This is a genomic window from Aeromonas sp. PI_26, from assembly GCF_027854445.1.
GTDB classification, from domain to species: domain Bacteria; phylum Pseudomonadota; class Gammaproteobacteria; order Enterobacterales; family Aeromonadaceae; genus Aeromonas; species Aeromonas veronii.
Genome location: NZ_JAJNOE010000014.1, coordinates 35,614 through 50,181 on the forward strand (window position 1 = coordinate 35,614; position 14,568 = coordinate 50,181).

Annotated in this window: 11 protein-coding genes; 7 read left to right on the forward strand and 4 right to left on the reverse strand. The window is 57.9% G+C overall.

Features of this window, described 5'->3' with window-relative positions; translation table 11 throughout:
- Nucleotides 1-10 precede the first annotated feature (10 nt).
- From LRL22_RS14885 to LRL22_RS14910, 6 genes are all read left to right on the forward strand, one after another.
- Complete coding sequence (locus LRL22_RS14885) at nucleotides 11-1,522, forward strand: BatD family protein (RefSeq protein WP_336296651.1); 1,512 nt, start codon at nucleotides 11-13, stop codon at nucleotides 1,520-1,522.
- 13 nt (nucleotides 1,523-1,535) lie between these two features.
- Entirely contained in the window at nucleotides 1,536-2,135 is a 600-nt protein-coding gene (locus LRL22_RS14890; protein WP_005333245.1) for a sigma-70 family RNA polymerase sigma factor, read from the forward strand.
- The gene (locus LRL22_RS14895; protein WP_270905702.1) at nucleotides 2,128-2,907 is read left to right on the forward strand and encodes a DUF3379 domain-containing protein; all 780 of its coding nucleotides are present in this window, start codon (nucleotides 2,128-2,130) and stop codon (nucleotides 2,905-2,907) included. Before LRL22_RS14890 ends, LRL22_RS14895 begins: the two co-directional genes overlap by 8 nt.
- A gap of 402 nt (nucleotides 2,908-3,309) precedes the next feature.
- Nucleotides 3,310-4,596 carry an outer membrane protein transport protein gene (locus LRL22_RS14900; protein ID WP_236562604.1) on the forward strand — a complete coding sequence of 429 codons (1,287 nt, stop codon included), beginning with the start codon at nucleotides 3,310-3,312 and terminating at the stop codon, nucleotides 4,594-4,596.
- 252 nt (nucleotides 4,597-4,848) lie between these two features.
- Nucleotides 4,849-6,117 carry an OmpP1/FadL family transporter gene (locus tag LRL22_RS14905; RefSeq protein WP_270905703.1) on the forward strand — a complete coding sequence of 423 codons (1,269 nt, stop codon included), beginning with the start codon at nucleotides 4,849-4,851 and terminating at the stop codon, nucleotides 6,115-6,117.
- A gap of 115 nt (nucleotides 6,118-6,232) precedes the next feature.
- Nucleotides 6,233-7,456: an EAL and HDOD domain-containing protein gene (locus tag LRL22_RS14910; protein ID WP_005333249.1), complete on the forward strand. Its 1,224-nt coding sequence runs from the start codon at nucleotides 6,233-6,235 to the stop codon at nucleotides 7,454-7,456.
- Here LRL22_RS14910 and LRL22_RS14915 read toward each other — a convergent pair.
- The gene (locus tag LRL22_RS14915) at nucleotides 7,453-8,628 is read right to left on the reverse strand and encodes a thiolase family protein (protein WP_270905704.1); all 1,176 of its coding nucleotides are present in this window, start codon (nucleotides 8,626-8,628) and stop codon (nucleotides 7,453-7,455) included. The genes LRL22_RS14910 and LRL22_RS14915 overlap by 4 nt on opposite strands.
- Nucleotides 8,629-8,750: 122 nt before the next feature.
- Between LRL22_RS14915 and LRL22_RS14920 the strand changes: the two genes are divergently transcribed.
- Complete coding sequence (locus LRL22_RS14920; RefSeq protein WP_005360322.1) at nucleotides 8,751-9,143, forward strand: MerR family transcriptional regulator; 393 nt, start codon at nucleotides 8,751-8,753, stop codon at nucleotides 9,141-9,143.
- A gap of 106 nt (nucleotides 9,144-9,249) precedes the next feature.
- Here LRL22_RS14920 and rplY read toward each other — a convergent pair whose 3' ends face one another.
- From rplY to hrpA, 3 genes are all read right to left on the reverse strand, one after another.
- Nucleotides 9,250-9,537, reverse strand: a complete 288-nt coding sequence (gene rplY, locus LRL22_RS14925) for a 50S ribosomal protein L25 (RefSeq protein WP_005333252.1) — start codon at nucleotides 9,535-9,537, stop codon at nucleotides 9,250-9,252.
- Between the two features lie 116 nt (nucleotides 9,538-9,653).
- Entirely contained in the window at nucleotides 9,654-10,541 is an 888-nt protein-coding gene (locus tag LRL22_RS14930; RefSeq protein ID WP_270905705.1) for a hypothetical protein, read from the reverse strand.
- 95 nt (nucleotides 10,542-10,636) lie between these two features.
- Nucleotides 10,637-14,536 carry an ATP-dependent RNA helicase HrpA gene (gene hrpA / locus LRL22_RS14935; protein ID WP_270905706.1) on the reverse strand — a complete coding sequence of 1,300 codons (3,900 nt, stop codon included), beginning with the start codon at nucleotides 14,534-14,536 and terminating at the stop codon, nucleotides 10,637-10,639.
- Between the last annotated feature and the right edge of the window lie 32 nt (nucleotides 14,537-14,568).

Below are 14,568 nucleotides of genomic sequence, written 5' to 3' on the forward strand. Positions count from 1 at the left end.
ATGGGGGCTGTTGCTCGCACTCGCGAGTCAACTTTGCTGGGCTTTGCCCCCTAGGGCAGAGCTGCTGCCGGGGGCTGACCCCAGCGATTGGCTGCTGATCATCGAAGCGGATGGCGAGCGCCAGATCAACGAACTGGAGATCACCCCATTACTGCGCCAGTTTGCAGTAGGCAGAGTGACCATGAGCCGGGTCACGACCCCGGTACAACAACTGACTCGCTGGCAGATCCCGCTGCACCAGAGCAACTCCCCCGCAAATACAGAGGTGGTGATTGCCCCGCTCAAGCTGGGAAATGAGTTCACCCCCTCGCTCACCCTACCATTGAGAGAGGTGAAAACAGCGGCGCTGCCACAGCCCGAGGCACCCTCGCCCCTTGAGATGCAGGCCAGCCTTGATCATCAGGGCCCGCTCTATCCCGGCCAGCCGGTGATCTACCGGCTGACACTGTGGCTGCCTACCAGCATGCAAAACCCGGCCCTGAGCGAGCTCAGCTCTGCCCACTTCACTATCCGTCGCCTCGGTAGCGACGAGTGGATCGCCCCCGCTCAGGCTGGTCTGCCCGGCAGGCTCACCCGCAGCTGGCTTATTCAGGCAAAAGCGCCGGGACTCTGGTACCTCGACTCACCCCGCTTGCAGGGGCAGCTCACGCAGCAAGGGAACAAGCCGCAAAAACTCTCGGCCCGCGCGGCACCACTCGAGGTTCGGGTCGACAAAGCCCCCGCCACGCCGGTGGCCACCCGGCTGACCCTGAGCCAGCGGCTTGAACCGGCCACCATGGGGGAAGTGGGTGAACCGCTGATCCGGATCCTCACCCTGACCATGGAGAATGGTGACAGCGGCCAGATACAGCTTGCCCCCCTGATGGCCCATCAACAGCCAAGCGGCATACAGGCACATCCCGATGGCGAGCAACAGCAGGAGCGTTACCGAGATGGCAAGCTGCTGTTTGAGCGACAGTGGCGCCAGACTCTGGTTGCGGAGCAGAGCGGTGACTACCAGCTGCCCCCCATTGATCTACCCTGGTTTAATACCCAAAGCGGCCGGATTGAGCAGGCCAGCCTGCCCGCCATCACGCTAACGTTTCAGACAACGACAAATCGGCAACCTGATCAGCAGACATCGCAGGTGGCACTGCGAGAGAGCCTTTGGTGGGTCGTGCTGGCCATAACGCTGCGTGCGCTATGGCGCCACTGGCCCCGCTGGCGCGCCTTCTATCAACTGCAACGTGCCCTTGCCCGACACCAGCCGGACGCTAGTCGCAAGGCACTGATCCGATGGGCGACCTTGCGCTGGCAGGTCTCCTATTATCAATTAGGCCAGTTGCCCGACGCTGGGCATAATCGGCTCGGCAACGCACTCGCCGCACTCGAGCGAGCCTGTTTTGCACGACGCTCTTCTGGCCCGCCCATCGAGTGGTGCGCTCTGGCGCGTACCCTCAGGGCTGATGAAACGGACGGTATTGCGCATCTGATTTACCTGCTGGCGCACGGGAGTTCCCGCTCCCGCCGCTACGCGCCCTGACAAGGATTGCCCTATGGCACTGCTGTTTTTTAGAAAAAAACGTGCTCAGCAGCATATTGGTGGAAATGATCCGGCCACTTCGCCGGTCTCTGATCCCATGGCTGACAAACAAACCAAATTTGAAGCACTGGTTCATGCTCTGCATGGCGATCTCTACCGGTATGCCTACTGGCTGACCCGCGATCCCAACGTAGCGGAAGATCTGGTGCAAGAGACCTTCCTGCGTGCCTGGAAGGCTATCGACACCCTGCAGGATGACAAGGCAGCCAAAGGGTGGCTGATCACCATCCTCAGACGGGAGAACGCCCGCCGCTTTGAACGCAAACAGCTGGAGCTGGTGGATCTCGACGATCACCCTCAACCCCAGCACGATGCGCTGCACAGCGAGCAGGAGATGGAGAACGAGTGGTTGCACCGTCACATCGCCCGGTTGCCCGAGGAGTATCAGGAGCCACTGCTGCTGCAAGTCGTGGGAGGATTCAGTGGTGAGGAGATTGCCGAGATGCTCGGCCTCAACAAGAACACCGTCATGACCCGACTGTTTCGCGCCCGCAACCAGATCAAGGAGGCGATGGAGCAGAAGAACCAAGCAAGAGGACACGGACATGGATGAACTCGAATTTCGCCGCAACGCCATGATCCAGCCCAACGATAAACTGCCGGATTTTCTCAAAGCCGCTGACGCCAGCCAGGCCAATCGGAACTATCTCGACGAGATGAAGCAGTTCGACAGAAGCCTCAAGCGCACCATGCAGGTAGAGGTTCCCGCCGGACTGGCCGAACGGATCCTGCTCAGGCAAGCCATGCTGCAAGACAGCGACGCGCAAGATGAGATGCCGCCATCCCGACCCCTTGGCACGGCGCCAGTCAAGCTCCGGACATCAACATCCTGGCGCCAGATCGCCCTGGCTGCATCGGTCGCCTTCCTGCTGGGAATGAGCACCCGCTGGATCACGCTGCCAGAAACGGCTCCTGCGGCCCTCTCCCTCGCACAGGTGGCGATGGCTCATGTCTATGGCGAAGAACCCTTTATTGAAGGTGTCGATGAGCAGGTCAATCTGCATAACATCAATGCCAAGATGGAGAAGTATGGCGCCACCTTAAGCGGGATGGATGGGCTCAAGGTGACCTATGTCAATCACTGCTCGTTTTATCAGGGACCGGCCTTGCACATGGTGATCCAGGGAAAGATGGGGCCAGTCACTCTCTTTTTAGTGCCCAAACATGTGCCATTAACCCTGCAACAGGCCACCTTTGAAGATGGCACCCTCAAAGGGGAGATCGTCCAGCTCAAAGGCGCCAATATGGTACTGATTGGCGAGATGAGAGAGCCACTTGCCCCCGTTGCCAACGCCCTGCAGTCACGTCTGCAGTGGGACATTTAACATCGCTGGTTAACAACCTCAGATCCATCCTCAATAGCAGGCGGCGGTCACGAGCCGCTGCCTGTTCCCTCCCTGTTTACTCCCCTTTGTCACTCATTTGCCTCAAGATTTCGAAAAATTGACAAAATTATTTTTGTGACGGAGATCGGCAATCCAGGTCAATATTCCGCCTTTAGACCCTGAAAATGATGAATTAAACAGCAAGTTAAAACAAATGATTAACACATCGATCACTTTTATGTATTCTGCTGTCACTGGTCTGATTTCTTACCTCCTACCAGATCCATAGAATCACGCCAGAATTGATTGGGAAGAAGCTGAAATAAAAACGGATTTTGTCGAGGTTTGCATTGAACGTGCAGCCAATATCGGCAAAAAAATCTGCCTACAAGAGAGAACACCATGACGACAACTATTTTCAAGAAGAGCCTGATTGCCGCCACCATCGCGCTGGCCACCGGTCAAGTCCATGCCGCGGCATTCCAGTTGAACGAGCACTCGGCCTCCGGTCTGGGTCGCGCCTATGCCGGTGAAGCAGCTATTGCCGACAACGCCTCCGTGCTGGCCCGTAACCCGGCCGCCATGACCACCTTCGACAAGATGGCAGTTTCTGTCTCCGGCACCTACATCAAACCGGATGTGGATGTGGATGGTGCTGTTTACGCTGGCGCTAACAAAATGGCTCCAGCCAGCGAAAGTGGCATTGCTCCGGCAGCCTTCGTTCCCGCCTCCTACTTTATTCAGCCGCTGAATGACCAGTGGGCTTGGGGTATTGGCATCTTCTCCAACTACGGTCTCTCCACCGAATACTCCAAAACCTTCCCGGCTGGTGCCGGTGCTGGTGATACCGAGTTGATGACCTTCAATATCAACCCGAACATTGCCTATCGTGTCAACGAACACTTCAGTGTCGGTGCTGGTATCAACGCCGTTTACGGTGCCGCCGAACTCAACCGCTATGCCGGTCTGCTGGGCCCGCTGAACCCACCTAGCCAAGGTGGCCCGCTGCCGACAGATACTCGTCTGGCTCACCTGAAAGGCGACACCTGGGGCTTTGGCTGGAACGTTGGTACCCTGTATGAAGTCAATGAAAACCATCGTTTCGCACTGACCTACCGTTCACAAGTCGATATGAGCTTTGACGGTGACTTCCAAGGCGCGAGCTCTCGGAATCGCACCGTGGATGGCAACCTGAAGCTGGATCTGCCTGCACAAGCCGAGTTTGCCGGTTACCATCGCCTCAGCCCGCAGTTTGCTGTTCATTACTCTGTAAACTGGACTGACTGGAGCGCCTTCCAGGAGCTGAAAGCAACCAGCAGCCAATGTGCTGGCGGCGTATGTCTGCAAAAAGATGAGAAGTTCAAAGATTCTACTCGCTACTCCATCGGTGGTACCTGGTATATCAACCCGGCATGGGAAGCTCGCATGGGCTTTGCCTATGACAACACCCCGATCGAAGCTGACTACCGCAGCCTGAGCATCCCCGACTCAGACCGTATCTGGTACAGCGCCGGTGCCACCTACCATATCAACACCGATATGAGCGTTGACTTTGGTATGGCTTATCTGGACGGTAAAGAAGTTGACGTCAACGAAGGTCTGCGTAGCCACTCCGACAGCCTGCGTTGGAAAGGTACTTCCCACGGCAACGCCTTCCTGGCCTCTGCCCAGTTCAACATGAAGTTCTGATTATTGATAGAATTGAAAGAGCGCCGTCAGGCGCTCTTTTTTTATCCGAAATAGCCATTTCAGCGCACACATGTAGCACACACGTGTTTATTTTTCTTTTCTAATCAATCTATTAGAGTGCATCATCCCAGCATTTAATCTTGTTTTATCCTGATACTGGCCATTACCGTTGTCTTACTGGTCATACCATATAAAATCCTGCCTCCATTCATATGACCGATTGAACCTTCGGGTAACAGCAAGGATTTTGCCATGCATCCCATCATCAAACCGTCCGCCATCGCCCTGCTGGTGATCGCGGGCCAGACTCATGCCGCCGGGTTCCAGCTGGCTGAACAGTCCACTACAGGACTGGGACGCGCCTTTGCCGGTGAGGCCGCCATCGCGGATAACGCCAGTGTGCTCTCCCGCAATGCAGCAGCCATGACCCGCTTCGATCAGATGGCGCTCTCTGGCGGAGTCATCTATGTCAGTCCTGACGTCAATATTGAAGGCAACACCCGCTTGCCGACCAAAGCCGGTATCGTCACCTCCGATGCCAGTGCACACGATATCGCCGCCGCAGCCTGGGTACCCAACGCCTATCTCATCATTCCACTCAATGAGCAGTGGCGACTAGGCTTCTCGGCAACCTCTTACTACGGCCTTGGCGTCAAGATGCCGGATAACTACAGCGCGGGACACTTTGGCAATGTCTCCGATATCAAGACCATGGATCTGGGTACCTCACTCGCCTATCGCATCAATGAGATGTGGTCAATTGGTGCCGGGATCTCTGCTATTCAGGGCGAAGGCGAAGTCGGTGGCACCTTCCCTTCTCGCAACCTGATCGCAAAACATTTGCAAGGGGATGGCTGGGCATGGGGCTGGAATGTCGGCACCTTGCTGGAGTTGTCCGAACAAACCCGAATTGGCCTCTCCTACCGTCACGATGTCACTTTGACCCTCTCGGGAGATGCTATCGTGGGCCGACCCAATGCAGATGGCTCCGTTACCGAGATCAGAGATACCGGTAGTCTGGATCTGCCGTTGCCAGCGACGGCAGAGTTGGCGGCGTTCCATCAGCTGACTGACAAGCTGGCTCTCCACGGCAGCCTGAACTGGACCAACTGGAGCAAATTCGTTCAGTTGGAAGCTGATCTCAACAATTTGCAGAACATGCACATCAAGGACGAGCACTGGGAAGATAGCTGGCGCTACGCCATCGGTATGACCTATCAGGTCACTCCCAAGTGGCAACTGCGCTCAGGTGTGGCCTATGACGCCAGCCCGGTGCCAGCCGATCGTCGTACCATTTCCATCCCGGATGCCGATCGGCTCTGGTACAGCCTGGGAATGGGGTATCAGTTCACGCCCAACCTGACCGTGGATCTGGGGCTGACCCTGATCGATGGCAAAAAGGTGGATGTCACTGAAAAAATGGAGCTGCAACCGGGTAATCCGATGACGACCTCCACCTTCCAGGGCACTTCTGAAGGGGATGCCTGGCTGGCTGGTGCACAATTGAGCTATCTCTTCTAAATTCCTTCCCTGCAAAAAACGCTATGCCAATTATTGCCTTACTCAATAAGGTGAACACTGGCATAGTGTTCTGCAACACCATAAAATCAACCCAGTACCTTTACTGGAGCAAGGCATGTATTCCTACGTAGCAAGACAGCCGATCCTCGACAGAGACCTCAAAACTCATGCCTATGAGCTGCTCTTTCGCGATAGTCTGAATAATGTCTTCCCGAGCATCTCCTCCCAACAGGCGACGTCACGCCTGGTGGTCGAACAGTTCCTGCAACAAAATATCGATCAGCTCTTGGGCGGCCGCCCCTGCTTTATCAACTTCCCCCACTCACTGCTGCTGGAGGGATTGGCAGAGTGCCTGCCGCCCGAAAAAGTGGTGATTGAGATCCTGGAAGATTCCCCACCAGATGATGCCCTGCTGGAAAAGGTGAAACAGTTGCACAAGCTGGGATATCAACTGGCACTCGATGACTTCACCATGTCGCCGGATTGGGAGCGCTTCCTCCCCTTTATCCACATCATCAAGTTTGATCTTCGTGCCACCCCCCTGATGCAGATCAAAGTGTTTATCCAGCGGCATCAGACGCTGGGGCTCACCTATCTGGCGGAAAAAGTAGAGGACAAGGCGGAGTTCGAGCGGGTCAAACAGCTGGGGATCCAGCTGTTCCAGGGCTTTTTCTTCAGCAGACCCGAGATGGTCAAGCAAGCCACCATGGAGCCAGCACAAGTCGTGGTGATGCAGTTGCTCAACGTGGTCAACGAGGCAGAGCCTGATATTAACAAGATTGAGCAGCTACTCGGTCAGGATATCTCCCTCTCTCTCAAGCTGTTGCGCTATGTCAACCATCTCAAAGGTCACACCAACCCTATTTCGTCATTTCGCCAGGCTGCCATCTATCTGGGCAACACCCAGCTAAAGCGCTTTGTCTCGCTGGTAGCCGCGACTAGCGCCGGCAAGGGCAAGAGCGCCGAGCTCTACCAGATGTCGATGATCCGAGCCCGATTCTGTGAACTGCTGGCCCACGCCCACGCCCCGAGCCAGCAGGCACAACAGGCCTTTATCACCGGTCTCTTCTCCCTGCTGGATGTACTGATGGAGCAGCCGATGGACAAACTGCTCGGCACTATCCCTCTTATCGACGATATTCGGCTGGCGCTGCTGGAGCGAAAAGGCAATCTCGGTTTCTACCTCGCGTTTTGTGAAGATTACGAGAGCGCCAACTGGTCACGGGTAACGGCCAGAACAGCCCGCCTGGGGCTGAGCGAGGATAAGGTGAGTCACCTCTATCTGGCCGCCACCACCTGGGTCACGGAACAACTGCTGGCGATGGAAGCCACCAATTAATTCGTCTCGTCATTCACCTCGACCGCGATAGCGGTCGCCTCCCCGCCCCCGATACAGAGCGCGGCTACGCCTCGCCGCAGACCCCGTTGCCGCAGCGCGGCGATCAGCGTCACCAGAATACGCGCGCCACTCGCCCCCAACGGATGACCGAGTGCACAGGCCCCACCATGCACATTGACCTTGTGATGAGGGATGCCGACCCCGCTCATGGCCAGCATGGTGACCATGGCGAAGGCCTCGTTGATCTCAAAGAGATCCACCTCTTCCACCGACCATGCCAGACTCGCCAGCAAGCGTGAAATGGCGCCAATGGGCGCAGAGGTAAATTCGGCGGGCAATGCCGCGTGACTCTGATAACCGACGATCCGTGCCAGCACTGGTACCTGCCAAGCTTGCGCCGTGGCGCCATCCATCAATATCAGCGCCGCCGCACCGTCCGAGATGGAGCTCGAATTGGCCGCCGTAATAGTGCCCTCCTTGCCAAAGGCAGGCTTCAGGGTAGGGATCTTCTCCGGTCTGCCCTTGCCGGGCTGTTCGTCTTCGGCCAGCAACAAGCGCTCACCGCGATAGACGCTTGTCAGCTCGGACACAAACGCACCGGCGTGCTGCGCATCGCGGGCACGCTGCAGCGACGCAAGGGCAAACTCATCCATGGCACTGCGGGTCAAACCGGCAAGATCGGCACTGCGCTGAGCATGTACCCCCATCAGCTGGCCATCATAGGCATCTTGCAAACCGTCGAGGAATAGGTGGTCCAGCACCTTTTGATGCCCCATCCGAAAGCCGCTGCGGGCATTATCCAGCAGATAGGGGGCACGGCTCATACTCTCCATCCCCCCCGCGACCACTACCCTGTTGTCACCAAGGCGGATGGTATCCGCCGCCAGCATCACTGCTTTCATGCCGGAGCCGCACACCTTGTTGACCGTGGTAGCAGGCACACTATCTGGCAACCCTGCTTTCAACAACGCCTGCCGGGCTGGCGCTTGCCCCACGCCCGCCGCCAGCACATTGCCCATAAACACTTCATCGACCTGCTCCGGACTCAACCCACTTTGCTGCAGTGCCGCCTCGATGGCACAGGCTCCCAACTCAGGCGCAGTGACCTCTGCCAATGCCCCCTGAAACGCCCCCATCGGAGTCCGTTTTGCCGCCACAATTGCAATATCCATTTGCCTGCCTCTGTTTGTTACATGGCCATAACATAGGGGTTCTGACGCGATGGAACAAGAGTTGCAGTGCAGTTTACGTTTAGGTAAGGTGCAAACAGGATTTAGTTCGCCAAGAAGTCTGTATGAACAACAAGGATGAAGGACGGCGCTTCAGCATCAGTGAGCTGGCCCGGGAATTTGATATTACGACACGCAGTATCCGTTTCTACGAGGATCAGGGGTTGCTCAATCCCGCCCGAGAGGGACAAACCCGCATTTACAGCAAGCAGGATCGGGTTCGCCTCAAGCTCACCCTGCGCGGCAAGCGGCTCGGATTCAGCCTCGCCGAGATCCGCGAGCTGTTTGATCTCTATGATGCCGACAAGAGCAGCCGCACCCAGTTACAGACCATGCTGGGACTGGTTGAGGAGAAACGGGAGACACTGCAACAGCAGATGGAAGATATCAGGATGGTACTGCTGGAGCTGGATGCTGCCGAGCAGCGCTGCCAACAGGCCCTTAGCCAGCTGGGATAACCGCCTCGTTGGCTTATCAGGTAAGTCCTTTCCGCCCGCTCACAAGATGCCAGATAGCAAAAAGCCACTCCTGAGAGTGGCTTTTCTTCAACCTGACGGTTCGCAATTAAACGCGAACGAAGTCCAGGTGGATCAGCTTGTAACGTACCGGGTGACGCTGGATAGCTTTCACTTTTACGTTAACTTCTTCACCGTTGATAACCAGAGTCAGTACAGACTCATAGAATTCCGGCTTCTCTTGAGCCAGGATCATTTTCTTGTGGTCAACAGTGATGGACAGGGCTTCTTTGCCTGCACCGTAAACGATGGCAGGAACTTGGTCAGCTTGACGCAGGCGGCGGCTCGCACCTTTCCCCAGGTCAGAACGGACTTCAGCTTGGAATACGAAAGACATAGTATGTATCTCTTTTGGATGAATTTATGGTGCTAACTGCGACCGGTCAACACCTCGCAAAACGAGCGCGAATACTACCACGGGCCAAATTCGGATACAAGGTACCGACTCTGCATTTAGCGCCCCTGCTCCAACTGGGCGAATTGCTGCTGACGCTGGGCCGGGCTCAGGGCGTCAAACCGCGCCAGGGTCTCGGCGCGCGGGCAGTAGAGTCCCTCCCCCGTTCTGACCCGAATGCTCTTGCCAAGCCGCGGCTTATTCTCTGCCACCAGCGCCAGCAAATAGCTGTAGGTATCGGCTCCCCGGGCGCTGGATAACTGATTCGCTATACGCCACAGGGTCTCCCCTGCTGCGACCTGATGACACACAGTTTGTGGACCGCCTGCCGCAGGAGCCGAGAGGGTAAGCATGGCGTCACTGCCTGCGGATAAGCTAGCCGTGTGGCTGACGAGCGCCATATCGGCGCTCGCTACTCCCTCATATCCTTGGGTACCACTCATCCCCGCCGTGCGAAAGGTCACCCCCAGCTGAGCCAGTAGAGGTTCGCTCTCGTCGGGGTCGCTGGGCATATCAACACCACCGAACGCGTCTTGGGGTGTGCGGAACTCGGCAATAAAGGGCGCGACAGGTTGCGCGTGATAAGCAGGGAATCCACTCCCCTGCTGCACGATTGCACCAGCCGCAACAGCCTGCCTGGGGACAACCCCGTAAGCCATCTCGTCGATGCGCCGCAGCCTTGCCAGATAGGTTTTGGAGAGCTGCGCCTCCCCCTCGAACAGATCGAAAGGGGGGACCAGCCGGGCTGGAAAGAGGATCTGCCAGCGACCGTGCTTTTGCTTTTGGGCCAGCGGCGGAAACTGATTGCCACGCCAGGCCACAAACATCGCTGGCGGCGTGCGCGCCAGCGGGTAATATTCCGGGTTCAACTGCACCCAGGTTTGTTCCGCGATGGGTTGATAACCGCTGATCACCACCTGCGCCACACTCAACCAGATCCCCAGCATCCTTGCCTCCCTGACTTGCGGTTTGAAGGGGCTACCTGTCCGGCAACCCCTTCTCAGCACCCGCGATCATGCTGTTAAAACAGTTAGATAGCAGCTTAGCACTGAGCGATGGCGTTAAGCACACGTTTATCTGAGACCGGATAAGGGGTCCCCAGATTCTGGGCAAAGAACGACACCCGCAGCTCCTCGATCATCCAGCGGATATTGGCCACCTCGGTGGGAACAAGCTGGGATTTGGGGATCTTGGCCAGCAGCGCCTTGTACTCCGACTCCACACTGTGCACCTTGAGCATGTAGACCCGATCCCGGTTGGGATCGATGGCAAGCTTCTCCAGGCGACGCTCGATGGCCCGCAGATAGCGCAGCAAATCAGGCAACCGCTGCCAGCCGGTCTCGGTGACAAAACCTTTGTGAATAAGGTTGCCGAGCTGCTGCTGGATATCCGACATGGCAAAAGCGGTGTCGAGCTGCATCTTCCCCTTGAGCCGCTTCTTGATCTCATGGGAGAGGGTCAGCACGGCTTCCACCTGCTTGGCCACCTCCACTACCGCATCGTTGAGCTCGGCGCGGACAAACTCCTTGAGCGCCTCGAAACCGGCCTCGTCCCAAGCCAGCCCGCCATGCTGCTCGATCAGCTTGTCGCAGCCACAGGCGATACAGTCGTCAATCAGCTCCGCCACCTTGCCAAACGGGTTGAAATAGAGCCCGAGCTTGGCCTTGTTGGGCAGCTTCTCCTGCAGATACTTGATGGGAGATGGCACGTTGAGCAGCACCAGCCGGCGCTGACCGGCCCACATCAGCTGCTGCTGCACCACCGGGCTCTCCACCAGCTGAATAGCAACCGAGTCCTTCTCGTCCACCAACGCCGGATAGGCTTTCACCTCGAAGCCGCCACGCTTCTGGCTGTACTCCTGCGGCAACTCGCCAAAGCTCCACAGGGTGAGGCCAGACTGCTCGATATCATCATCCGCCACTTGCGACAGGGTCTCCTGTACCTTGCCACGCAGGGACTCTTTCAAGGCTTCCAGATCTTTCCCTTCCGCCACCTTCTTGTGCTTGTCGTCCACCACCCGGAAGGTGAGTTTCAGGTGATCGGGCACAGCAGTCCAGTCCCAGGATTCACGAGGTACGGTGACGCCGGTCATGCGGCGCAGCTGACGCTCCATCTCGTCCAGCAGCGGTCCCTGCTCGGGGTTGATGCTGGCAAGCAGCGCATCGGCGTAGTTCGGCGCCGGCACGAAATTCTTGCGCATCGGCTTGGGCATCGACTTGATAAGGGCCACCAACAGCTCGTGGCGCAGCCCGGGGATCAGCCACTCAAACCCCTTCACCTCCACCTGATTCAGGAGCGGCAGCGGGATATGCAGGGTCACGCCATCGGCGGCCTCCCCCGGCTCGAACTGATAGGTCAGCTTGAGCTTGAGGCGCCCCTGCTGCCAGAAGTTGGGGTAGTCGAGATCGCTAATGTGGGCAGCATCCCCCTTCATCAACATCTCTTTCTCGAAGTTGAGCAGTTCGGGATCCCGCTTTTGCGCCTCTTTCCACCACTTGTCGAAGTGACGGGAGGAGATCACCTCCTCCGGCAAACGAGCATCGTAGAAGCGGAACAGGTCCTCGTCATCCACCAGGATGTCGCGCCGACGGGACTTGTGCTCCAGCGCCTCCACCTCGGCCAGGAGCTTGCGGTTATCGCTGAAGAAGCGGTGACGGGTCTCGAAATCCCCCTCCACCAAGGCGCGGCGGATAAAGAGCTCGCGGCACAGCGCCGGATCGATACGGCTGAAGTTGATGGTGCGCTCGTTGACCAGAGTCAGACCATAGAGGGTCACCTTCTCCTTGGCCATTACAGCGCCGTTTTTCTTCGACCAATGTGGGTCGCTGTGGTGCAGCTTGATGAGGTGGCCTGCCAGCGGCTCCACCCACTCGGGCTCAATCTTGGCATTGATGCGAGCGTAGAGGCGCGAGGTCTCCACCAATTCTGCGGCCATCACCCACTTGGGCGGCTTCTTGAACAGACCCGAGGCCGGGAAGAGGTGGAAGCGGCCGTTGCGGGCGCCAAGGAACTCGGGCTTTTCCAGATCCTTGTTGCCGATGTGGCTCAAGAGGCCGGTCAGCAGGGCACAGTGCACCGTCTTGAAATCCGCCGGTTCATGGTTGGCTTTAAAACCCAGCTCCTTGACCGTCTGACGCAGCTGGAAGTGAATGTCCTGCCATTCACGCACCCGCAGGTAGGAGAGAAACTCCTTCTGGCACATGCGGCGGAACGGGTTGCTGCCAAGGGCATCCTGCTGCTCTTTCAGGTAATTCCACAGATTGACGAAGGCAAGGAAATCGGAATCCTTGTCCTCAAAGCGTCTGTGCTGCTCGTCGGCGGCCTGCTTCTTCTCCATGGGCCGCTCGCGGGGATCCTGAATGCTGAGGGCCGCGGTGATCACCATCACCTCGCTCAGACAGCCAGTCTGCGCCGCGCTGATCACCATCTTCGCCAGACGCGGATCAAGTGGGATGCGCGAGAGCTGGCGACCGATCTCGGTCAGTTGCAGTTTGGCCTCGCGATCGCCGGTGGCGGGCAGCTCGCGCACCGCCTCCAGCTCTTTCAAGAGAGTCAGGCCGTCCTTGATATGGCGCGACTCTGGTGGCTCGACGAAGGGGAACGCCTCCATATTGCCAAGGCCGAGCGCCAGCATCTGCAGGATGACGGAGGCCAGGTTGGTGCGCAGGATCTCGGGGTCGGTAAAGGCGGGACGGCTGTTAAAATCCTCCTCCGAGTAGAGGCGGATACAGATGCCGTCCGCCACCCGACCGCAACGCCCTTTACGCTGGTTGGCGCTGGCCTGGGAGACCGGCTCGATGGGCAGGCGCTGCACCTTGGTACGCCAGGAGTAGCGGCTGATGCGGGCCGTACCCGGGTCGATGACGTAGCGAATGCCCGGCACCGTCAGCGAGGTCTCTGCCACGTTGGTAGCAAGCACGATGCGCCGACCGGCGTGTTGCTGGAACACCTTGTTCTGCTCGGCGTTGGAAAGGCGGGCGTAGAGCGGCAACACCTCGGTATCGCGCAGATTGAGCTTGCGCAAGGCATCGGCGGTATCGCGTATCTCCCGCTCGCCGTTCATGAAGATAAGGATGTCCCCGAGCCCCTCGCGGGCCAGCTCTTCCACCGCGTCGAAGATCCCCTGCAGTTCGTCGCGCTCTTCCAGCCCTTCGCTCTTGTCACTGGTAAGTGGACGGTAGCGCACCTCCACCGGATAAGTGCGGCCGGAAACCTCGATCACCGGCGCCTTGTTGAAATGGCGGGAGAAACGTTGCGGGTCGATGGTGGCCGAGGTCATGATCACCTTGAGATCCGGGCGCTTGGGTAGCAGTTGCTTGAGATAGCCCAGGATGAAGTCGATATTGAGGCTGCGCTCGTGGGCCTCATCGATGATGATGGTGTCGTACTGGGTGAGCATCCGGTCGTTCTGGATCTCCGCCAGCAGAATACCGTCAGTCATCAGCTTGATGTGGGTCTGCTCGCTCACCTGATCGGTAAAGCGCACCTTGTAACCCACGTAGTGGCCGAGTTCGGACTCCATCTCCTCGGCAATACGGGCCGCAACGGTGCGGGCTGCCAAACGGCGTGGCTGGGTGTGGCCGATAAAGCCCTTCACCCCGCGCCCGAGCGCCAGACAAATCTTGGGGATCTGGGTGGTTTTGCCCGAGCCTGTTTCCCCTGCAATGATCACCACTTGATGTTCTTGAATGGCCTTGGCGATCTCAGCCTGCTTCTGGCTGACCGGCAGGTTGTCCGGATAAGTGACCTTGGGCACTCCGGCCAGACGGGTTTGATAACGCGCTTGCGCGGCATCCAGATCGGCGGCAATGGTCTCCAGCACGGCGGCCTGTTTGCCTTCAGGCAGCTTCTTGACCCCGTGCAGGCGGCTGGAAAGGCGGCGGGCGTCGAGATTCATGCAGGCAGAGAGACGGCGGCGCAGCGCCTCGATAGAGAGAGACAAGGTACGAATTCCTTAAATAGGTGCCCAGAGGG